The sequence below is a fragment of the Micromonospora sp. CNZ296 genome (assembly GCF_007827635.1).
The window spans coordinates 32602-53860 of sequence record NZ_VISW01000029.1; the positions used below are offsets into that span (position 1 = coordinate 32602).

A 21259-nucleotide genomic window follows, 5' to 3' on the forward strand; every position below is an offset into this window, starting at 1 on the left:
CCAGAAGCTCTTTGCGGCAACGGTCCAGCAACGGCGCAAGCTCAACGCCATTCCCAACCAGAACGCCTCGACAGCGCAGCTGCCCGCTACCTCTGATCGTGCTGGCGCTGCTCTTGAGGTGCGGCGGTCCGCTGGCCCGCGGAAGGCCGGCCGGGCCGGGCTCGGCGAATTTGCTACGTCCCCGACCTCAACGCTCGTGGGCAAGGCCACGTTCCTCGCGCAGGGGCTACGCCCTCCAGACCGTCGCAGCGCATCCGCTGCGCCTCGTCTATCGGGCCTGTCTCGCTAACGGTGTTTCCGGCGATCTTGGTTAGTAGGTTTCAGCGGCGGGGAAGCGGTCGCTGAAGGTGATGGCGAAGGCGTTCAACGCGGGTTTCCAGCGCATCGTCCATCGGGTTCGGCCTGCTCCGGTGGGGTCCAGGGATCGGGTCACCAGGTATAGACACTTCAACGCGGCCTGCTCGTTGGGGAAGTGGCCGCGGGCCTTGACCGCCCGCCGGTAGCGGGCGTTGAGCGATTCGATCGCGTTCGTGGAGCAGATGACCTTGCGGATCTCCAGGTCGTAGTCGAGGAACGGGATGAACTCCGCCCAGGCGTTGTCCCACAGCCGGATCACCGCCGGATACCGGCCACGCCACTTGTCGGCCAGGTCGTCGAACGCCGCCCGGGCGGCGTCGGCGTTGACGGCCGTGTAGATCGGCTTGATGTCCCGCTTGAGCTCGTCCCAGTACTTGCGGGAGGTGAGCCGGAAGGTGTTGCGGATCAGGTGGATCACGCAGGTCTGCACCACCGTCTGGGGCCACACGTTCGTCACGACCTCGGGCAGGCCCTTGAGACCGTCACAGACGAGGAAGAACACGTCTTTGACGCCCCGGTTACGCAGGTCGGTCAGCACGCTCATCCAGAACTTCGCGCCCTCACCGCCAGCGCCGGCCCACAAGCCCAGGATGTCCTTCTCCCCGTCGAGGGTGACGCCGATCGCGGCGTAGAACGGCCGGTTGGCGACCTGCCCGTCGCGCACCTTGACCACGATGGCGTCGATGAACACGGCGGGCGTAGATGGCGTCGAGAGGTCGGTGGGACCAGTCGGTCATCTCCTCGATGACCTTGTCGGTGATCCGGGAGATCGTCTCCTTCGACACCGAAGCCCCGTAGATCTCGGCGCACTTCGCCGAGATCTCCCCGGTCGTCAAGCCTTTGGCATACAGCGACAACACGACCTCGTCGACCCCTGACAGGCGCCGCTGCCGCTTGCGCACGATCTGCGGCTCAAAGATGCCTGCCCTGTCCCGCGGCACGTCGATCTGCACCGGCCCGTTGGCCTCGGTCAAGACGGTCTTCGGACGGGTGCCGTTGCGGATGTTGCCCGAACCAACACCGGCCTGGTCGTGCTTTTCATAGCCGAGGTGCTCGGTCATCTCCTCGTTTAGCGCGGTCTCCAGGACCGTCTTGGTCAGCTGCTTCAGCAGCCCGTCCGGACCGGTCAGGGACAGCCCTTGTTCCTTGGCTGCCCGGACGAGCTCGGCGGCGGCCTTCGCCTCCGCCGACGGCTCGGGCCGCTTCCTGCGTCCGGTCTGGTCGTTCAGTGTCGCGGTCATCACGGCACCCTCCTCACCAGGCACAACGCCCGGCAGGTCAGGCCGGAAACACCTTTAGATCCACAGACCCCGTCTATCCGCCAACCGCGGGATGTCCGGTGACGAGGAACCACCTTAGTCTGCCATTGTGGATCGTGTCGATTCTGCGGCTGCTCTGTGGAGACGCCTTTGTGACCTGGGGCATCTGCGTCCGCATGACTACGACACAGATCTCGTTCAGAGCATCAGGGCCGAGTTCGGCTTGCGCCCGAGACGTGATGTAGCCCAAGAGCTCGACGGGCTAGATCTACCGGCTGCGGCTCTCGTACGCGTACTGCTGCGTGACCTGCAGCCTTTCGCAATGATGTTGACCGACTTGCTCAGGCTGTATGAGCGGATCGCGGCGACCAGCGCGACCAGCGACAGCCTGCGGATCGTGTACGAGTTCTCCGAGGGCGACCAGCTTGACGTCTTGCTGTCCGCGTTCCGCGACCAGGTGCGGGTGACCCAGACCAGAATCCAGTCGGTGCTGCGCCTCGAGATCACACACGACCAGCTATGGAGTTTCCCCTTCTGGGTTCCGGCCAGCGACCTGCCGTCGGAGTTGGCAGCGTGGGCCGACGCCTACGCGGCAGGGGCTTGGCCAGATGACCTGCCCGCACCAGCGCAGACCGGCAACGCCGCGCTCGACGAGGCGGTTACTGATGTCATGGCTGTGCTGCGTGCGTACCTAGATCGAGCTCGGTCGTTGGCCCCTGACCGCCCCTCGCTCTGGCCCAGTGGCTTCGACCCACTGCCGGCTGACGCCGAAGTTGTCCGAAGCAGTGACGCCGAGAACTGGCTTCCCCCTCGGCTACTCGCTCTGCACACCGAGGTAGCGAGGGCCGCAAAGGATCAGTCGCATGGGGCGGGGGTCGCTGACAGGCTACGCGATTGGCTCGACAACCTCGATTGGCGCCAGGTTGAGGCAGAGGTGGTATTCGAGGCTGTCGAGACAGTACTTGCCTTACCGATCTGGGGTAAGCGACATGAATTTTACTCGGCGTGGCTGGTGACCGAGTTCGACAAGGCACTTCCCGACCGATTGACATTCCGCGTCCACGACGGCGTACTGGCTTTCCCATTCCGGGCCACTCCGGTGGCGGACATGGACAGCATTGCCGGTCCCACCGAACTTTGGGCCGAGCTACGGTCGCCGTACCACAAGCCGATCGGTGCCTCACGTAAGAACGGCATCCAGCCCGACTACAGGTTCCTCGCAGGCCGCGATACGCAGCGGGACACGCTGCTCGCGGTCGAGGCGAAACAGTACCTAAGGCCAGCTGCCAAGAACCCTGGGCAGGCTTTGGCCGACTACAGCGGAGGCCTGCCAAAGGCGGTCGTCATCTTGGCCGCATACGGTCCGGTAAGCCCCTCCGCCATCACCTACGTTCCCAAGAGTCGGCGGCATCGGACACATGTGCACGGCTATGTGCACCCGGGCGCTGCCGGCTCCAGCAGCTTCCGGCAGGAGGTGACGGCAGCACTGCCGCCGCCAAAACCGAAGCTCACCGCCCCGCAAGCAACCCTCGAACTCTCCTGGAATCCGGAAGTTCCGGACCTGGACCTTCACGCCTACATCGCCACAGGCGACGGCGAGGAGCATGTCTACCACGCGCAGAAGGTCAGCGAGCATGTGGAACTCGTGGAAGACGTGCTCGACGGCCGAGAGCCGGAGAGGATGATCGTCAGACAGGGTAGAGACGGAAGCCACCCGCCCGTTCATGTCGAAGTTCAGGTGTATACCTCGGACGCCGTCCTGGCCGGCGCTCATCCATCTCTCTCCGTCCCCACCGACCGTGGGCCAATCCGGGTCCGTCTACCGGCATCGGCACCCGCGACCGCCCGCACCTGGGTTGCGCTTTCGATCGATGCAGACGGCACCATCGATTTGCACCACGACTTCGTACAACGTGATGAAGGCGTAAACCAGGACGTCTAGCTATCTCGTAGACCACTAGCAAGAGGGACTTGATCCCACGACAACCTCTTGTCGAGTCCCTCAGGGCTTGTCATTGGTTGTCAAAACCCCTTGTTACGGAAAGTAGCCGAAGCAGGCTTGTCGTCACTTGCCTGAAGTGTAACCACCGCTCCAACAAAGCGGGGGGGGGGGGAACTCAGGGGGTAGAAGGGGGCCCACACAGGACCCAGCCAGGTCTGACCGCCGCCACGCTTGCCACCCCTAATTTGACCTTTAGCCTGAGTAGGTCGTCCCAGCACCGGGCGGGGATCCTACTTGGCACCCGAGATGGCGCTTGCATCACCTCAACGAGAACAACCTGGTCCGTTGCCCTAATCTGCTCAAGCCAGGATGCGCTTCTCATCGACTAGCATCACACCACCGGCTGTCATCAGCGTCCATGTCGGATTGAAACGGGACCCCGAGTCGCCCAGACCAATGGCTGCCGCAAACTGGTACTGAAACTCGAGTTCGCCGGAAACAGCTCGGCGAACCTTGGCAAGGTCGTCAGGATCACCACCAGGCGTCCAAATCCTCTTGATCTCCAGGAGCAGTAGGTTGTCTCTGATATCCTCCGACCCGCGCCGATGGATTGCAATGTCCGGCCGCATCGTCGAGGCGTTGGAGTCTAGCCCTCGCCTCTTCTGCTGACCGCGAACGCCCTGCCTGTCGTACTCGATGTCAACACGCCAGGCTGGATCAACGCGCTGCTCGAGGTAGACAGCAATTCGGAAGGCGCAGGACCACTCGCCGACGGAGTACTCCAAGAGGTCCAGGTCCCTCGCACGGAAGTCGCTTAGCGCACCGCTGACCCAGCTTGAGATCACAGGAAAGACATCGTCGAGGCTCCGCGCACTGCCCTGGTCACCCTGCACCATGCTACCGCCTTTGGATGCTCAGAGGATGCAGCGACGATAGCCAACTGTGGCACCACATCGCGCGACGGAAGCTCGGGCGCCGAGGATCGCTGCGGGTGAAGCCCCGGCGGGCTCAGTCGTCGCGTCAGTGTTCCTCGTAGTGCCACTCTTCCTCGTACCAGACTTCTTCGTAGCCGCCGTCGTAGTCGTCGCCGCGGTCGCGATTGAACCACGCGTAGCCGATGCCGGTGACGGCTTTCATCGTGATGGGCCTGGCCACGATGGGCGGCGGGAAGCATGTGTCGACATAGGGCGAAACTCCCGGTAAGACAGCAGTCGACCAAGATCCGATGCCCCAACCGGGAGCCTCGCTGTGCTGTCCTACCCGTCTGCGGTCGCGCTGTCCAACCGCACCCTGAACCACCTGGCCGACCTCATCCGCGCCAAACGCACCCGCCGCCGCGGCCGGCGGCGACGTCTTGATGCCGGCCGGCAGGCCTTGCTCGCCCTGGCCCATCTGCGTAACGGTGAAGCCATCGCCCGTCTGGCCTGCGGCTTCGAGGTCAGCGTCACCACGGCTTGGCGGCACGTCCGAGAAGCCAGCGACCTGCTCGCCACGCACGCCGAGGACCTGAACGAGGCCATGCGGCGCATCGCCCGGCTCGCGTATGCGATCCTGGATGGCACCCTGATCCCGATCGACCGAGGCACATCGGCTGGTGACACCTCGTAGGTCAACTCACCGCGACACGCACCGGCCCGTCGTCAACGATGAACCACTACAAGATCGGCAGGACACGCACCTGCCGAGCGACGCGGGACAGAATGGCCCACCCTCTCCCTGCTGCCTTCCCTTGCCGGTTAGTATTCGAGCGCGTTACGTGAATGGGCATCCAATAGCGTGCTACGGAGACGTCATTGATCGACGCGGACCTGGTGCTCATCCACGGTTTCTGGTCGTCGCCCGCCACTTGGGACCAGGTGGCCGAGCGGGTGCAAGCCGACCTGGATCTTCGGGGCCTGCGCGTCCACCGGTTCCGGTACGAGTCGCCGAAGCTGGCGATGCCGTTCGCTGCCACTCGCATTCCCGACTACAACGACGTGGCACAGTCCCTGCGCAACTACCTCGTGGCGACGGTGTCTGGGCGTGACACCGCGATCGTCACACACAGCCAGGGCGGCCTCATCCTGCAGCGGTTCCTCGCCTGGATGCTGAACGAGGGCTACGGGCGGGAACTTGCATCGGTCAAGCTTGTCCTGATGCTGGCCTGCCCGAACGAGGGCTCCGAGTTCAGCCGGTCCATTCGGAAGATGGCCGGCTTCGGCCGCCACGCCCAGGCCCGCGACCTACAGGTCCTGAGCTCGGACGTGACTGACGCGCGCCGCACGGTGCTGCGGCAGGTCGTCTACGCCGACACCGTGTCCGCCCGGGAGTGCCGGATCCCCTTCCGGGTCTACGCCGGGCGCAGCGACCGGGTCGTCACCCGCGCCTCGGCGCAGAGCGTTTTCCCGGACGCTGAAACCCTGCCGGGAGACCATTTCTCCATCCTGCACGCGGCGCAGACCGACAACCTGACGTTTCCCACTTTGAAACGGCACCTCGTCGAGGCCTTCGGCCAGCGTCCCAGCATTACCGTCGCCGACGATGGCCTGGTGCCCCCGCGATCCGTCAACTCGACAGACTCAGTAAACGCGAAAAACGTGGTGGTGCGATGGAACGCCGACTCCCGCACAGTCGACTTCATCACCACACCGGACATCGCGCTGTCATGGATCAGGGAACTGCGCGAGGAGCAGCCGGATGAGTAGCAAAGAGAATCACTCGCAGCGAATGCCGTTCCGCGAGGCCCAGGAAGCGTGGGACGACTTTGGTCGAACAGGGCACGGCGAGGACCTCGACAAGATCGTTACCGTGCTCCGTAACACCTTGGCGCACCTAAAACCCGGAACGCCGGAGTGGAACGCGGCTTCCACGAATCTGGGTGCTGCGCTGCTTCGTCGTTACGAGCTAGCCCGACGCGCCGACGACGTCCAGGAGGCGGCTCAGGTGTTGCGAGCCGCAGTAAACGGACTACCGGAGGGCGACCGGCGGCGGGTGCCAGCGTTGACAAACCTCGGCGCCGTTCACCTTCGCCTTTACGAACTTGCTGGCCGGGCGGAAGATGTAGACCAGGCGATCCAGGTGCTCGGCATCGCTGTCGAGCAGCTACCGGAGACGGACCATGAGGTCGCGGCGCTGACGAACCTGGGCGTCGCACTGCTGCTTCGGCACAATCAGTCGGACCACGAAGCGGACGTCGACCGGGCAATGGCAGTGCTCCGGACCGCAGTGAACCGGCTGCGGCCGGATCAGCCGGAATACCTGACGGCGTTGTCCAACCTCGGCGACGCGCTGCGGGCCAAGTATGAGCGAACACCTCGACAGCTTATCGATGAGGACGATGGGCAGCTGCGATCGTTAAGCATGGAGGCGGTGCGCATCTACCGCGAAGTGCTGAACCGACGTCGGCTGTTGCTCGGCGATGATCACCCGCAAACTCTCGCCTCGATGAACAACCTTGCGGTCGTACTGCAGAACCAAGGTGACCTCGAGGCCGCCGAACGCCTGCATAGGGAAACCTACGCGCGCGCGGGCCGGGTGCTTGGCCCGGAACATCCCACCACGCTGTCTTCGATGAATAACCTCGCAGGCGCGCTTCGAGACCGCGGCGATCTCGAAAGTGCGAAAAACCTTTACGAGCAGACGCTCGCGCTCCGGATCCGGCTGTATGGGCCGGAGCATCCAAACACGCTGTCGTCGATGCACAACCTCGCCGGTGTCCTCCGGAGCACTGGCCACCTCTCCGACGCCCGGCGCATGTACGAACAGGTGGTCACGGATTCGCGGCGTGTTCTCGGGCACGAGCATCCGAGCACCCTGGCGTCGATGACCAACCTAGCCGGGGTGCGGCGTGAGCGCGGCGACGTCGATGGAGCACGGGAGCTATACCGGCAGGCGCTGGAAATTTCCGAGCGGGTTCTTGGCCCCAACCATCCACGATGCCGGAGCATTCTCCGTGACCTAGCTGCGTTGTGGGAACCGGGCGACCGCCTCCAGCACGGCGCTTCATCCGTGGAGACGGAGATCGCGCTCACGATGCTTGGCGGCGATTCTGCCGAAGCTCGGTCACTTGCTGGGTGGCTTCGGCAAGAGCCCGCGCTGAGTGCCGAGCTACGCCTTACCAAGCCGGCACTCGACCCGGGTGCCATAGGCTCGCTCTCCGACACGATCGCGGTCGCGTTGGCTCCCGCGTCAGTTTTCCCATTCGTCCGAGCCCTCATGTCATGGATCCACGCCCGCCCAGGCGCACGCATAGTGATTACATCGCAGGACGGCAACCGGATCGAACTCTCGACCAGCGCACTGAACAAGATGACCCCAGTCGCCGAGCAAGATCTCGTCGACAGCTTGACGATGACGCTTCGTGGATCTTGAGCGCTCCTCCCGACGAACCCGACCAGTTGGGCATATAGGAGGTTAGCGGTCAGCATCGGTGGACGGTTCATCGTGACACGCTGCTCGTAGGCATGAGGGTTCGTATCGGTGGGGCGACGGCACCTGGGCATTCATGGTTGCCATCAGCGATGATCTGCAACTGGCACCCAGGTAGCGAGCGGCAAAAGGGCTGACGATGTCGTTGGATTCGGTTCGTGTGTCAGGGGCGACGGCGCAGCGTGGAAACCACGTCGGTGGCGGCAAGCGCCCAGAGCACGAGCAGCTGCTGGAAGAGTCTGGGCCTATTACCGCCTGATGCCGTCCGCAATCGCGGCGATCGCCGAGCTGTTGACGCCGCCCGCAAGCGAGCGACCAGGAAGACTCGCCAAGCGTCACCGGTGAAGGCGGGGCCTGTCTGCAGGCGACGCTCGGCTCATGCGACCGGATTGCTGACCACTTGGCCTGCACAGTGCTGCAGGCCAGCACCGTCACGTCACAGGAACTGCGGCGGCATCCCCACCACCGACCCGCGCTGGTGGGATATGGGAGAGCCCATTACCGTCCGTACCGCCACTGGGCTTCTTCTCGGAAGTCCGCATGCCGGGCCTGCTCCCACTCATGCATGCTCGGGTATCGGTCGCCGCAGTACCGCCGCTGCAAGTGATCGGCGAACTGGGTCCGCTCGTCGTCGTTCGCCAGGCGCAGTCCACGGTCGTCGGTGCCCGCTTGCAACACGACACCACCGTCGGGCTCAACAGTCAGGGTGATCTCGTCGTCACGCGGATCAGGAGCACGAGCCGCCAGGTACGCGAAGTAGATGTAGCGGTAGTCGAACTCGTCGTGGCGGTCGTGCACCCAGTCAAGCCATTGATCCACCTGCGCCACGGACCACGGTTCCATACGCCCCTCCCTTAGATCCCCGCCGGGCTACGCCCTCTCACCCCATAGATCCAACGCTATTGACCGGCAGCCACTCAGCCGGCCGGATGGGGTCATCATATGGCTCGCTCCACCGCCGTTGTCGTCACAGCTGCCAGTGTCGGCGTGGAGGCGGCAAGCCCGGGGGTTGAGCTTGCCGCCCGATGACAGCGTCACTGGCATCCGGTGATCAGCTGCCTCGTTTCGGAAGCCCGCACTTGCTTTCAGTCGCAGTCCGCCCGGCGGCGACGTGTGGGGCTGTGAGCGCGCGGACTCCTTTGGCGTCAGGAGCTGCAGGCGTTCAGCATGCTCTGCAGGGCGGACTTCTCGGACGACTGCAGGCTCAGCCCCCAGTTGTACTTCACGGTGATCCACATTTTGCTGTAGGTGCACCGGTACGACGACAGCGGCGGCTGCCACGTCGACGGGTCCTGGTCACCCTTGGCCTGGTTGACGTTGTCGGTGACAGCGATCAGCTGCGGGCGGGTCAGGTCGTTGGCGAAGCTCTGCCGCCGGCTGGTGGTCCAGCCGCTGGCACCCGAGCGCCACGCCTCGGCGAGGGGCACGACGTGGTCGATGTCGACGTCGGAGGCGGCGGTCCAGGTCGCGCCGTCGTACGGGCTGTACCAGCGGCCCGAGGTCGCCGCGCAGCTGCTGTCGGTGACCACGGACGTGCCGTCGCGCTTGAGGACCGTCTCGCGGGTGTTGCAGGCGCCGCTGATGGTGATCCAGTGCGGGAACAAATCCCGCGAGTACCCACTCGTCGACCCCTCGCTCTTCACCGTCAAAGCGTTGAGCTGCGACTGGGCGCTCGCCTTGGACGGAATCCCGGGAGGTGTCGCCGAAGCCACCGTGGCGTCGGCGGCGACCAGGCCGGCGCCGGCGAGCATCACGGCCGCTGCGCCGGTCAGGGCACGCCGCGCCAACGCGGATGTGGTGAGTTGTCGGGTGAGTCGCATGAGGGCCTCCTCGGGCAACCGTCGTGGCTAGCGACCATCTCGCCCCATCATGTCCATCGACAGTCACCACTGTGAAGAGTTGGGGAGGCCCTCGCGAACACTGATCACAGCCACCAACCGTCCGCACCGCCACACTGGGCGGGCTCGCCTGGCCGCTGCCCCGCAGCCGACCTCGGCTGTCGACATGACGACGAACCGGCGATCGGCCACGAACCGGCGTCCTAGAGTGCCACTCTCAGGCTGGCACGACACCTGCAACTCCGGGAGCGACGGTGGCCAACAACCTGATCGTAATGACATGGAACGTCGAGAACCTGTTCCCACCCGACGCCGACACGGCGGCGGCCGACACCTACGCCACGAAGCTCACCTACCTCGCCTCTCTGATCGCCGACACCGGCGCCGACGTCGTCGCCCTGCAAGAAATTGGCAGCCTCCGGGCCGCCCAGGACCTGCGGGCCGTTCTCGGTGAGCCGTGGCAGGCCGTCGTGTCCTCCCACTCGGACAGCCGCGGCATCCGCGTCGCCGTCCTCGCCCGACATCCCCTCACCGAGGAAGCGCAGATCATCGCGCTGCCGCCCTCCGGGCTGCCCGCGGTCCCCGACGTCAACGGCGACACCCTCACCCACATGGGACGCGGGGCGCTTCAAGTGCACGTCGATTGCGGCGGCGCCGGGCTGCGCTTGCTGACCGCGCACCTGAAAAGCAAACTGCTCACCTACCCCGGCGGGCGACGCTACCCCCTCAACGAAGACGAACGCGCCCGCGGCGCCGGCTACGCCCTCCTGCGACGCACCGCCGAAGCCGTCGCCCTTCGCGTACACCTCAACGAAACCCTCACCGCAGCCGCCGTGAACGGCCAACCAGGCACGCCGACCATCCTCTGCGGCGACCTCAACGACAGCCCCGACGCCATCACCACCGTCCTACTCGAAGGCCCCGCTGACGGAGACGTCAACCGCCCCGACAAAGGCGACACCGTCCGGCTGTACAACCTCGGACGACGCCTACCCCCAACCCGCGCATACTCCCGCATCTACCAAGGCAACGGCGAACTCATCGACCACATCCTGGCAACCCGCGACCTCCAACTCCGCCTGATCACCATCGACTCCCTCGTCGACGACATCACCTCCATCGGCGCCTCCACCCGCAGCCGGGAGAAGGCCGTCGTACCAGACCACGCCCCCGTCGTCGCCCGGTTCAACGGGTAACGCAGGCCCTTTCTTGTGCTCAACAGAGCGTCAAGCCGCTGGGGACTGGGACTCGCCAAGTCATGTGGAAGTCTGAGGTCGATGTGTGCTGGTCGAAGGCTGCGTACTGCTGTCGCGGGGGAGGTCCAACGGCATGCACGGATGTCCATTCGCATGAAAGCTCGTGCGGGTGGTAGGCCGAGAACGTAGCCAAGGTCCATCAAGATCACGGCGGCGAAGCGGATTCCTGCTGCGCTGCAACCTCCGCGGCTCGTTCGAGTCAGAGGCGGATCTGATGAGTAGCAAGGCTAATCTCCACACTGGCCCGTCGGGTCGGTGAAGTGAATGCCGAGCATGCGGACGAAGCGATTGTCCGCATCTTCGCGACCGATCGCACTCCTGCATCTATGGACCTTGGTGTTCTTGGTTGCGCCGGGCTGAACACTGAGTGACCCTATGTACGCGATATCTATGCTGCTCATCGCATTGATGGTGTGAACAGCCAGAGGAGGCGGTGCTATGGGCCAGACCCCGCGGATGCTCCAGCCGTCCCTGTCTGAGCGCCACTTCTTCGGTGCTGAGCTGCGTCGGTTGCGGGAGCGGGCCAGCCTCTCGCAGGCGCGACTCGGCGCGATGATCCGATTCAGCGCTGACCTGGTGCGTCGGGTGGAGACAGCGGACCGTTTCCCGTCCCAGGAATTCGTTGAAGCCTGCGACAGGACGTTGGCGGCTGGAGGAGCCTTGGTCCGCCTGCTACCGCTTCTCGAGGCAAGTCGCGCCAGCGAGCGCACGCGGACAACCTCCCCGAGCGGTCCTACCAACGACAGCACCCTGTTGACCGCCCAAGCGGAGGAGACGCCCGGGGTGGCGGACATGGTCGTCCGTGTCCCCTTCCAACCCGGCGTTCTTGACCGCGCCGCACTGGACTGGCTGAACGCCTCAGGGGGACCCCATCTACCCGTGGCCGCCCGACCCAACGCGCCCGATCAGGTCTGCGAAGAGGATCTCGACTCCGCTGAGACCGTCCTAGCAATGTTCCGCCAGTTGGATCACACCCACGGGGCCGGACGAGTCCACGCCCAGGTGCAGCGGTATGTCGAACGCGAGCTGAACCGGCTGTTGGCGAACTCTCCCACCTCGGAGACTGTCGGTCGGCACCTGTACACGCTGGCGGCGGGATTCTTCGAGCTCTGCGGGTACCAGGCGGTCGACACCGGTGCCCATGGCCTCGCCCAGCGCCGCTACCTTCGCGCCCTACGTCTGACGGAAGCCGCCGACGACCGCCTGTACGGCAGCTATCTGCTCGCCGTGAACATCGGCCATCTCGCGCTGCACTGCGGCCATCCCGAGCCGGCGCGCAGGATGGCGCTGACGGCGGTGAGAGGAAGCGAGACCCAGGCGACGCCCGCCGTGGCAGCCGCGCTGCACGCGGTGGTGGCGCGCACCCACGCCCGCCTTGGACGCGAAGGCGACTGCCTGGCCCACCTCGACGTCGCGGAAAGGCAACTGGCCCGTGCCAAGCCCGAGGACGAGCCGGCGTGGATCGGATACTTCGATGCGGCGTACCTCGCCGACGAGATTGCCCACTGCTTCCACGACCTGGGCCGACCGCAGCACACCCAGCGGCACCTGGGCGAAGCCCTCACCGCCCTGAGCCCCACCCACGTCCGGCGACTCGCCATCGACACCGCGCTCCTGGCCTCGTCGCTGGCCGCCGCCGGCCGCATCGACGAAGCCTGCGCCACCGCACGCGAGGCAGTCGACCACGCCGCACGAACCACCTCACACCGCTGCCTGCAGCGCATCGTCGAGGTGCAGGCCGACCTCGAGCCCTACCGGTGCGAGCCGGAGGTCCGCGAGTTCGGCGAGTACGTGCGTCACCGACTACCGCTGGCGGCCGTGTAGCCCCCGTTAGTCGTCGGCCGCATCCGCCATCACCGAGCGGTAGTGACCCAGCTCCGCCTCCAGCGCCGCGCCCGCTCGACGGGACGACGCCACATAGTGGCCGACATCGGCAAAAAGCAACACCTCAGGTGCCATGCCGAGAGACGTCAACTCGTCGGCGAGTTCGCGGACATCCTCGACCACGGCCACCTCGTCGGCGGTGCCATGAATGAGCAGCACCGGCCGTTGGACAGCAGCGGCACGGACCCGCCCGGCACCACCTCGCAGCCGCATCGCGTGCGCCCGCTGGAACCGGGGCACCGTCTGCGCCCACCGGTCAGGATCCACGATCGCCGACACGACCGTGGCAGCGGCGAACGGGCCGTCCTGGGCCACCGCATGCAACGCGGTGTAGCCGCCGGCGCTGGCACCACGGATGAACACCTGCCCCGGCACCGCCCGTCCCGTCGACAGCAGATGAACCGCCACCGCAGAGCAGTCGCCGACATCGTCCAGGCCCCACCGACCGTAAAGCGATTCCCGGAACGCGCGGCCGTACCCGGTGCTACCCAGGTAGTCGACATCAACAACGGCGAACCCGCGGCTGGTGAAGAACTGTGCCTGCCAGTCCAGGCGCAGCAGGCAGGACGCGGTCGGCCCGGGATGCGCCCGGACGATCACCGGCGCCCGCCAGTCCGCCGCCGAGCCCGTCGGCGGATACACCAGGGCAAGGACCTCCCGCCCACTGGCCACTCGGACGCGCAGCTCCGTTGGGGTCGATACTCGCGCGCGGTCGAGTGCGGCGTGCTCCGGCCTGGCAAGCACCTTCACCTGGGGGTCAGCCTCAGCCAGGTCTACAAGCGCGACCTGTGGAGCTACGGTCGGCGATGATCCGATCAACGCCACCGTCGTCCCGCGGGAGGCGAGGTACGGCTTGATCGACGTGTACGGCAGGTCGACCGGGCAGACAGTGCCGTCGGGCTCGATGACGATAAGGCGGTGTCGCGGCCCCTCCTGCACCACCAAGACAATGCGACCATCGTCGAGGAAGCCGTACGACGCGTAACCCAACTCCCACGGCTCCGCGGCGCACTCACCCGCGATCGACGCCACAGCTTTCACCTCAAGGCCGTTCCATCGGTAGAGGTTCCACCAGCCGCTGCGGTCCGACACGAAGTACAACGCCCCGTCGGGCCCCCACTGCGGCTCCACCGCCGATTCCTCTGGACCACCGGCCAGCTTCACGGGGTTCTCGACCCCACCGTGCCCTGAGTAGGAGGCGGTCCACACCTCGCAGGAATCCCAAGGCATGTCGCGCTCACTCCAAGCGGTCCAAGCCAACCGACCAGAGCCTGGCCGAGGGGCGCCGAGAAACCCTGGGGACGAGACGAGAGTCCGCATCTGCGAGGCGCCAGTGAACGACACAGCGACGAGCTGGTCACCATGCTCCGACTCCCGTACAGCCAGCAACTCGCCGTCGCCGATCGTTAAGTCGCCGAAGCACCCGCGGCTGACCGGTTCGGGTTCATTGCTACAAGGGTGGCTCCGGTACAGGCCGTCTCCAGCGACGCACCACAACGTCTCCGCGGCAACAGCGAACGATCCGCCTCCGTACGCATGCACTTCGCTGGCGACATCGAAGTTCCTCGGACTGACGTCACGCTTGCCATCGCTTGCCCGCCAGCGTGTCACCGTAGTACCCCGGTCCGCTCCGGGGCGAGTCTCCAGCCAATAAAGGCCATCTTCACCGCTACGTAGCTGGTCGTAGCTGACCGAGGCGCGGACTGCGTCGTCAACCGATAGTTCGGCGGTCCTGTGCGCCGCCACCCTCACATGTCCTCCTCGAACGACCATCCAGCGGCCGGACGACGGCAGGCTCCTCAACCGGTCGTCCGGACGTCGGCAAAGGCAGCGGCTGGTCTGGGTCCTGCAGGCGCCGCGAGTGCTCAGACGACCGACTCTACGCCCGAGCGGTGTGTCCCTGCCGCTGGATGCCTCCTTGTTACGTACCCGCCCTCTCGTGTCGGCTCTCGAGGCAGCGTCGATGCGGACAACAATCCTTGTCCGCATCTGCGGTATCGACCAAGCCGTTCAGGGCGAGCCACCATTCGGAGCGATAAGCGTTTCACGGGTGGCACGGTGATTGATGTCCCGGTGCCCATTACGACTTTGATGGAAGGGTCCAATGCAGCCACAGGATGAATTGGCGCGCTACGGCTACCGCCAAGATTTGGCCCGGAGGCTGCGGTTCCGGGACTTGGTCGCGTACGGCTTGGTGTACATGGTGCCGATCGCCCCGATGGCGATCTTCGGCAGCGTGTACGCCGGCTCCGGCGGGATGGTGGCCCTGGCATACGCGGTCGGTGTGGTGGCCCTCGTTTTCACCGCGTTCTCGTACGCGCAGATGGTGAAGGCGTTCCCCATGTCGGGCAGCGTCTACAACTACGCGGGTAGGGGCATCAACGCGCCGGTCGGTTTCCTCGCCGGTTGGGTGATCCTGCTGGACTACGTCCTCGTGCCGGGCTTGCTGTATCTGGTGGCCTCGGTGGCGATGCACACCACCGTGCCGGCGGTGCCGGTGTGGCTGTGGCTGCTGGGATTCGTCGCGGTCAACACGGTCGTCAATTCGGTCGGCATCCGCATGACCGCCGTGGTGACTCGGGTGATGCTCGTCGGCGAGTTGATCGTCCTGGCGATCTTCCTGGCCGTCGCCTGCTGGGCCCTCGCCTCGGGCAGGGGCCGGTTCAGCTGGGATGCGTTCTACAACGCCGACACCTTCACCTGGTCGGTGGTGGCGGGGGCGGTGTCGATCGCCGTCCTCAGTTTCCTGGGCTTCGACGGCATCAGCATGCTGGCCGAGGAGACCCGGGGCGGTTCCCGGCAGATCGGCCGGGCGATGGCCGCTGTCCTAATCCTGGCGGGGGTGTTGTTCATCGCGCAGACGTGGCTGGCGGCGATGCTCGTCCCCGATCCGGGCGTGCTCCTGGCGCAGGGTGATCCGAACGGCACCGCTTTCTACGATGCTGCCGCGGTGGCCGGCGGCGGCTGGCTGGCGACGCTGTGCGCGGTGGCGACGGCCATGGCGTGGGGGTTGCCGAACTCGATGGTCGCGCAGGTCGCGACGTCCCGGCTGTTGTACGCGATGGCCCGCGACCGGCAACTCCCGGCCTTTCTGGCGAAGGTGTCGGTACGCCGGAACGTGCCGATCAACGCGACCCTGCTCACCGGCGCCGTGTCCCTCACGCTGGGCCTGTACATGGCCACCCGCGCCGACGGGATCACCCTGCTGTCATCACTGATCAACTTCGGGGCGATGGTCGCGTTCCTCGTCCTGCACATCTCCGTCGTCGCGCACCACCTCATCCGCCAGCACAGCCGCAACTGGTGGGCACACCTCGTCACGCCCGCCATCGGGTTCGCGATCCTCGCCTACGTAGTAGTCAACGCGAACATCGCCGCGCAGCGCCTCGGCCTGGCCTGGCTCGCCCTCGGCATGGTCGTGCTCGCTGGCCTCTACCTGTCCGGCCGCCGCCCGTCGCTGTCCGGCCTGGCGCCAGTGCAGCGGTCCGCTCGTGACTTGGAGCGGGTGTGACCACGGTGTCTTCCGGAAGTCACTTCACGTATCGGCCGGCGCGTGACGAGTTGGCCTACACCTTCGGCGGGCGGATCCCGGTAGCGCATGTGCGCTCCGGTGACGTGTTCACCGTGCACACCGAGGACTGCTTCGGCGGCCGGGTGCGCGGTCCGGCGGACCTGCCGTCGCAGGTGTGCGCGATGCCGTATCTAAATCCGGTGTCGGGGCCGTTCTTCGTTGAGGACGCCGAACCCGGCGACACCCTCGCCGTCCACATCGCCTCGATCGTCCCGGCCCGGGACTGGGGTGTGTCCGCGACCTTCCCGTACTTCGGGGCGCTGACCTCCACCGGGCACACCGCGACCCTCCAACCACCGCTCGACGAGCGCGTCTGGGTCTACGACATCGACCCCGCCGCCGGAACCGTGCGGTACTGCGCCACCACCAGCGACCACAGCGTTGAACTGCCGCTGGATCCGATGATCGGCACGATCGGCGTCGCCCCCACCGCGATGGAAACCCGCGCCACGATCGTCCCGGACTACTACGGCGGGAACCTCGACACCCCGCAACTGCGCGCCGGAACCACCCTCTACCTCGGCGTCAACGTCCACGGCGCGCTCCTCGCCCTCGGTGACGGACACGCCCGCCAAGGCGAGGGTGAAGCGTGCGGTGTCGCGGTGGAGATCGCCACCATCACCACCCTCGCCGTCGAGGTCATCAAGGGCGGCCTTCCCACCGCGTGGCCGCGGCTGGAAACCGACACCGCAATCATGTCCATCGGCTGCGCCCGACCACTCGAGGACGCCTACCGCATCGCCCACCACGACCTCACCACCTGGACCGCCGACCTCTGCCGCCTGGACACCCTCGACGCCTACCAGCTCATCTCCCAAGCCGGCCGGGCACCGATCGGCAACGTCTGCGACCCCAACTACACAATCCTCGCCGCCATCGACAAAGCCCACCTCCCCCAGCCGCAGCCCGCCTACGCAGACGCCCACGCCCGGCTCCGCAGCCTCACCCAGGGGCAGCCATGACCACGCCGGTGCCCAGGCTGCCGCTACGCGACGAGCTGTACCTGCTCGCCCACAACGACGACACCGGCCAACCCCACATCCACCGCCAAGCCCTGGCCCTCGGTCTCGCCGGCGCCGTCCTCATCGACCTCGTCCTCACCGGCCGCACCACCCTCGACGGCATCGGCCATCCGGTCGGCGAGCAGCGGGTTCGGCTGCACATCGACCGGCCCGTCGGCGACCTCATCACCGATGCCGCCCTCACCAGCCTGCGCCACACCCGGCCCGCCCCACCACTGCGCCACTGGCTGCGCGGATTCGCCGACGACCTCTACGAACGCACCCGCGCCGGCCTGCACGCCGCAGGAATCCTCCGCCACACCAGCCACCGCCGACTCGGCGGACTGATCCGCGCCGACACCTACCTGCCCACCCACCAGCGGTGGCCCGTCATCGCGCGCGCTCGCCTGCGCTACCTCGCCGACGGCCGCGAACAACCCGACAACCACACCGCCGCCCTCGCCGGACTCGTCGTCGCCCTCAACCTCACCGGTCACCTCTATCTCCACGACGACACCACCACCGTCGCCGCCCAACTGCGCGCCATCGCCGACCAACACCACCGGCCCGTCCGCGACATCACTACCGCCGTCAACGCCGCAGTCGGCGACCTCGCCACCGCCACCTACCGCTAAACACGAGGAAGGAACCCCCGACACCGTGATGCTCCGCTCGACGATCCCCACCGGCTTGGCGGTGAACCTGCTCAACGCACTCCTGAAAGACGCGGACGTGCTGGCCGGTAGCGCCCCGAGAGCTGGCCGCCGACCTCGCCTATCCCGGCTGCTCATCAGCGGCGTCGTCGCGCTCGTGAGCAGCCAATACCTCGACCAGGCCCAGCGGGCGACGAGCCTGCGCGTCCTCGCCGACATCCCCGGCATCACCGGCATCACCTACCGCAGCCAGAGCACCGGCCTGACGTTCGCCGTCACCGCCGACGGATCCACCTCGCAGCTCCTGGTCGAAACGCAAAGCGGCGAGGTCCTCGCCGCGCACGAACGGCTGACCGGCCGCCGGGCGGGCCTGTTCTCGTACGTCCTCATCCTCGAACGCGACCACACCACCCACGCCGGCGCCCCGTCGGACCGTGACCGGCCAGCCACCAACCTCCACCGTCGCAGGCGCGATCAGCAGCAGGGGTCACCCGAGCTGCGACGCGTAGCCACGGCAGCACCGGGCCACCGAATCATCGCCACCGCCTACCGACAACGGCGAAGGAAAGAGGTACTTCCTCATGGATCTACGCACGTGGACCGGCTCTGGCCGTCGAACGGGCCCGAGAAAGCAACCCCGCCAGGAGTGGAAGGTTCGATCAGCCGGGAGCCGTCGGTGATGTCGTCGCAGCTGCAGACGCCGGACGCCGGCCCCACGCCAGATCGGCCGCGCTACAGAACCGAAACGACGCCTCCGCACACCCCGCTACGGCCGACCTGGGCATGCCGGGCCTGCGGTCAGCCGTGGCCATGCCCGCAGGCCCGGCTGCTGTTGAAAGTGGAGTACGAATCCGCGCTCCCCGCGCTCTCGATCTACCTCAGCGGGCTGATGTTCGAGGCAATGCGCGACCTGTTCCACCTCAACCCACACGACGGACCGAGCCCGCAGGAGATGTTCGACCGCTTCGTGGCCTGGGGCCCATTCCGAAGATCGATCCTGGAGCAGCGGTGAGCAAGCACCGCAGCCTGCCGCTGGTGAGGGGACCTCCGCGACGGCTGGCCGCGACGTCACCTTCACATCACCGCACGACAAACGCTCGCATCACCGCCCCGACGGCGACGTGATACGCGCTCATCCCCGTTCGCGATTAAGGAGGAATCTTGAGCATCACCGCAGACAGACCCGTCACGACCGTCGCACAGGACCCGCGCACGCTCGTGTCGACCGAGGTGTTCGACAAGCTGACCCGCTACTTCGCCGCCCGGCAGGAGGTGAGCCACACCTACGCCGAGCGTGCGGTCGGGCAATTCCTGGTCTTCCTGAAGGCCCACGCCGACCAGGCCGGCAAGCCCGACTTCGGGATGCTCCTGCCGACCGGCGAGTCCTACCGGGTCGTGCCCACCCGACCGGTCGACGCCGTCTGGCACGCCCTACTGCAGATCAGCGAGCCCTACACCGCCGCCTGCCACCAGATCGCCGGCCACTACGTGCACCACCGGCCGATCCTGACCGAAGCCATGCGAGACGGCACCGCGATCACCTACACCCTCGCGGCGTTGCACGACACCGGCTACCAGATCGACATGGAATTCTGGGGCGGTGAGGCCGAGTCCTGCTGTCCGCCGAACCCGCCGCAGCCCGGCCGGTAACAGGAGAACCTGATGCGCAGCGACTGGACGACCCTGCCCCGCAGCGTGATCACCAGGATCACCGACCAGGTCGGTGGAGCGTTCGAGGTAACCCCGGCACCCGACGGCAACCACGCACAGATCGCCTCGACCGTCACCGGCCCGTCCGGACCGGTCTTCGTCAAAGCGGCCTTCGGCGAATGGGGCGTCCGGTCGCTGCGCTACGAGCTGGCCGTCACCCAGGCCGTCGACCGGTACCCGCCGGCGCTGCGGTGGCACTTCGAGGCCGATGGCTGGCTGGTGGTGGGGACCGAGCATCTCGCCGGTCCCCACCCCGACCTATCCCCCGGCAGCCCCGATCTCGACCTGCTCACCGCCGCCCTGAAAGACCTTCAGCAGACGCCGGCGCCGGGCGATCGGTGGTTCACCCCGGCCGACCGGCTCGGGTTCACGCACCCGGCGATGGACGGCGGGACACTCGTGCACTCCGACCTCAACCCGACCAACCTGATCGTCACCCCGCACGGCCTGCGGATCGTCGACTGGGCCTGGGCCACCAAAGCAGCGGCATGGGTCGAACTGGCATTACTCGTCCAATGGCTGATCGGCAGCGGCCACACCGCCGACCAAGCCGAGGACTGGCTCGGGCAATTCCCGGCCTGGACGGCCACAAGCGCTGACGTGCTCAACCATTTCGCCTCGGCCAACGCCGCGAAGTGGGCGACCAAGGCCCGGCACAACACCGAGCGCTGGGTACAGGACCTCGCCCGATGGACCGGCGACTGGGCGATCCACCGGGCCTGCGGGCGTAGATCGAGGCCGTGAGCCACCGCCGAGGGCCCGACAGTCTTGACACCGGGCATGTAGTACCAGGTCACACCAGGCACAAGACATCGACATGACTCCGAGCAAGGCAGGGATGAACTCGCGCGCTGAGCACCTGAACCGCAGGGAGCCAACGATGGCCGACCCGCTCGACCCCGTACCGGCTTCTCATCGTCCTGTCGCATCGTGGCGTGGACGGTAACCAGGTCACACAGGCCGTCGCCGCCCGCAGAGGTGCTGGAACGATTCGGCTGGGAACTGATCACTGTCTCCGAGTTCGCGAGCAGCAGGATGGTCTACGCGGTCAGGCGCCGACGGTGTCGTCAGGCCCTCCATGACTACCGCAGGACGCCGTCGCGGGAGCGGCTGCTGGGCGATGCGTCCACAGAATGACAATTATGTCTACAGAGAGGTGTACCGATAAGAGTCACTATGGTGTCTTCTCTGAGACGACTCCCCTACTCTGATCCGTGGGCCCAGAGCTCCTATGAGCGAGCACGTGGGTCTGGTGCCTCCGGGCGAGTCGCTGGCCGGTCACGATCTAGTACTCCAGCCGGGGATTGTGATCACGGCTCGGTGAGGGCTTGTCGGGTGTAGTGGCTGGTCATGGCTTGGGCTTGGTGGCGTCGTCGGCGGA

The 21259-nt window shown here is 66.4% G+C and carries 15 protein-coding genes and 4 pseudogenes; 13 read left to right on the forward strand and 6 right to left on the reverse strand.

The genetic code is table 11. The features are described from left to right. Positions 1–310: 310 nt before the first annotated feature. A pseudogene (locus tag FB455_RS31185) lies at positions 311–1598 on the reverse strand (IS256 family transposase). A gap of 340 nt (positions 1599–1938) precedes the next feature. Here FB455_RS31185 and FB455_RS31190 point away from each other — a divergent pair. Beyond that, a complete protein-coding gene (locus tag FB455_RS31190; RefSeq protein ID WP_145755666.1) occupies positions 1939–3558 on the forward strand; it encodes a hypothetical protein in 1620 nt (539 codons plus the stop codon). Positions 3559–3917: 359 nt separating this feature from the next. Here the strand turns inward: FB455_RS31190 and FB455_RS31195 are convergent, their stop codons facing one another. Both FB455_RS31195 and FB455_RS34975 read right to left on the reverse strand, forming a co-directional pair. After that, entirely contained in the window at positions 3918–4454 is a 537-nt protein-coding gene (locus tag FB455_RS31195; RefSeq protein ID WP_145755667.1) for a hypothetical protein, read from the reverse strand. A gap of 124 nt (positions 4455–4578) precedes the next feature. After that, positions 4579–4713, reverse strand: a complete 135-nt coding sequence (locus FB455_RS34975) for a hypothetical protein (protein WP_486481625.1) — start codon at positions 4711–4713, stop codon at positions 4579–4581. Between the two features lie 93 nt (positions 4714–4806). Here FB455_RS34975 and FB455_RS31200 point away from each other — a divergent pair. From FB455_RS31200 to FB455_RS34980, 4 genes and pseudogenes are all read left to right on the forward strand, one after another. Beyond that, a pseudogene (locus FB455_RS31200) lies at positions 4807–5139 on the forward strand (transposase family protein); the annotation flags it as partial. Positions 5140–5351: 212 nt separating this feature from the next. Beyond that, positions 5352–6242 (forward strand): esterase/lipase family protein, encoded by an 891-nt coding sequence (locus FB455_RS31205; protein ID WP_145755668.1) that lies wholly within the window; start codon positions 5352–5354, stop codon positions 6240–6242. Then, a complete protein-coding gene (locus FB455_RS31210; protein ID WP_145755669.1) occupies positions 6235–7908 on the forward strand; it encodes a tetratricopeptide repeat protein in 1674 nt (557 codons plus the stop codon). Before FB455_RS31205 ends, FB455_RS31210 begins: the two co-directional genes overlap by 8 nt. Positions 7909–8202: 294 nt before the next feature. After that, a pseudogene (locus FB455_RS34980) lies at positions 8203–8294 on the forward strand (transcriptional regulator); the annotation flags it as partial. 169 nt (positions 8295–8463) lie between these two features. Here FB455_RS34980 and FB455_RS31215 read toward each other — a convergent pair. Further along, positions 8464–8808: a hypothetical protein gene (locus FB455_RS31215; protein ID WP_145755670.1), complete on the reverse strand. Its 345-nt coding sequence runs from the start codon at positions 8806–8808 to the stop codon at positions 8464–8466. A gap of 302 nt (positions 8809–9110) precedes the next feature. Further along, positions 9111–9785, reverse strand: a complete 675-nt coding sequence (locus FB455_RS31220; RefSeq protein ID WP_145755671.1) for an HNH endonuclease family protein — start codon at positions 9783–9785, stop codon at positions 9111–9113. A 272-nt stretch (positions 9786–10057) separates the two neighbouring features. On the opposite strand from FB455_RS31220, the gene FB455_RS31225 reads away from it, so the two are divergent. Next, the gene (locus tag FB455_RS31225) at positions 10058–10999 is read left to right on the forward strand and encodes an endonuclease/exonuclease/phosphatase family protein (RefSeq protein ID WP_145755672.1); all 942 of its coding nucleotides are present in this window, start codon (positions 10058–10060) and stop codon (positions 10997–10999) included. 498 nt (positions 11000–11497) lie between these two features. Continuing rightward, the gene (locus FB455_RS31230; protein ID WP_145755673.1) at positions 11498–12883 is read left to right on the forward strand and encodes a helix-turn-helix domain-containing protein; all 1386 of its coding nucleotides are present in this window, start codon (positions 11498–11500) and stop codon (positions 12881–12883) included. On the opposite strand, the pseudogene FB455_RS31235 reads toward FB455_RS31230, so the two are convergent. Beyond that, positions 12856–14044: pseudogene (locus FB455_RS31235) on the reverse strand (alpha/beta hydrolase family protein). The gene FB455_RS31230 and the pseudogene FB455_RS31235 sit on opposite strands and share 28 nt — an antisense overlap. Before the next feature lie 1003 nt (positions 14045–15047). On the opposite strand from FB455_RS31235, the gene FB455_RS31245 reads away from it, so the two are divergent. The 6 genes from FB455_RS31245 (at position 15048) to FB455_RS31270 (ending at position 20622) form a co-directional block, all read left to right on the forward strand. Then, the gene (locus FB455_RS31245; protein ID WP_145755674.1) at positions 15048–16454 is read left to right on the forward strand and encodes an APC family permease; all 1407 of its coding nucleotides are present in this window, start codon (positions 15048–15050) and stop codon (positions 16452–16454) included. Beyond that, complete coding sequence (locus tag FB455_RS31250; RefSeq protein ID WP_414739641.1) at positions 16451–17476, forward strand: acetamidase/formamidase family protein; 1026 nt, start codon at positions 16451–16453, stop codon at positions 17474–17476. Before FB455_RS31245 ends, FB455_RS31250 begins: the two co-directional genes overlap by 4 nt. After that, complete coding sequence (locus tag FB455_RS31255) at positions 17473–18150, forward strand: GOLPH3/VPS74 family protein (RefSeq protein WP_145755675.1); 678 nt, start codon at positions 17473–17475, stop codon at positions 18148–18150. The genes FB455_RS31250 and FB455_RS31255 overlap by 4 nt, the downstream gene beginning before the upstream one ends. A gap of 697 nt (positions 18151–18847) precedes the next feature. Continuing rightward, positions 18848–19180: a hypothetical protein gene (locus tag FB455_RS31260; protein ID WP_091331899.1), complete on the forward strand. Its 333-nt coding sequence runs from the start codon at positions 18848–18850 to the stop codon at positions 19178–19180. A gap of 149 nt (positions 19181–19329) precedes the next feature. After that, positions 19330–19818 carry a glycine-rich domain-containing protein gene (locus FB455_RS31265; protein ID WP_145755676.1) on the forward strand — a complete coding sequence of 163 codons (489 nt, stop codon included), beginning with the start codon at positions 19330–19332 and terminating at the stop codon, positions 19816–19818. Positions 19819–19830: 12 nt separating this feature from the next. Beyond that, positions 19831–20622 (forward strand): protein kinase family protein, encoded by a 792-nt coding sequence (locus FB455_RS31270; RefSeq protein WP_145755677.1) that lies wholly within the window; start codon positions 19831–19833, stop codon positions 20620–20622. Positions 20623–21259: the final 637 nt, after the last annotated feature.

Excerpts from the sequence above, each read along its gene's own strand:
- FB455_RS31190 (WP_145755666.1), top strand. The coding sequence starts at position 1,939 with ATGATGTTGACCGACTTGCTCAGGCTGTATGAGCGGATCGCGGCGACC.
- FB455_RS31195 (WP_145755667.1), bottom strand. The coding sequence starts at position 4,454 with ATGGTGCAGGGTGACCAGGGCAGTGCGCGGAGCCTCGACGATGTCTTT.
- FB455_RS31210 (WP_145755669.1), top strand. The coding sequence starts at position 6,235 with ATGAGTAGCAAAGAGAATCACTCGCAGCGAATGCCGTTCCGCGAGGCC.
- FB455_RS31215 (WP_145755670.1), bottom strand. The coding sequence starts at position 8,808 with ATGGAACCGTGGTCCGTGGCGCAGGTGGATCAATGGCTTGACTGGGTG.
- FB455_RS31220 (WP_145755671.1), bottom strand. The coding sequence starts at position 9,785 with ATGCGACTCACCCGACAACTCACCACATCCGCGTTGGCGCGGCGTGCC.
- FB455_RS31230 (WP_145755673.1), top strand. The coding sequence starts at position 11,498 with ATGGGCCAGACCCCGCGGATGCTCCAGCCGTCCCTGTCTGAGCGCCAC.
- FB455_RS31245 (WP_145755674.1), top strand. The coding sequence starts at position 15,048 with ATGCAGCCACAGGATGAATTGGCGCGCTACGGCTACCGCCAAGATTTG.
- FB455_RS31255 (WP_145755675.1), top strand. The coding sequence starts at position 17,473 with ATGACCACGCCGGTGCCCAGGCTGCCGCTACGCGACGAGCTGTACCTG.
- FB455_RS31260 (WP_091331899.1), top strand. The coding sequence starts at position 18,848 with ATGTCGTCGCAGCTGCAGACGCCGGACGCCGGCCCCACGCCAGATCGG.
- FB455_RS31270 (WP_145755677.1), top strand. The coding sequence starts at position 19,831 with ATGCGCAGCGACTGGACGACCCTGCCCCGCAGCGTGATCACCAGGATC.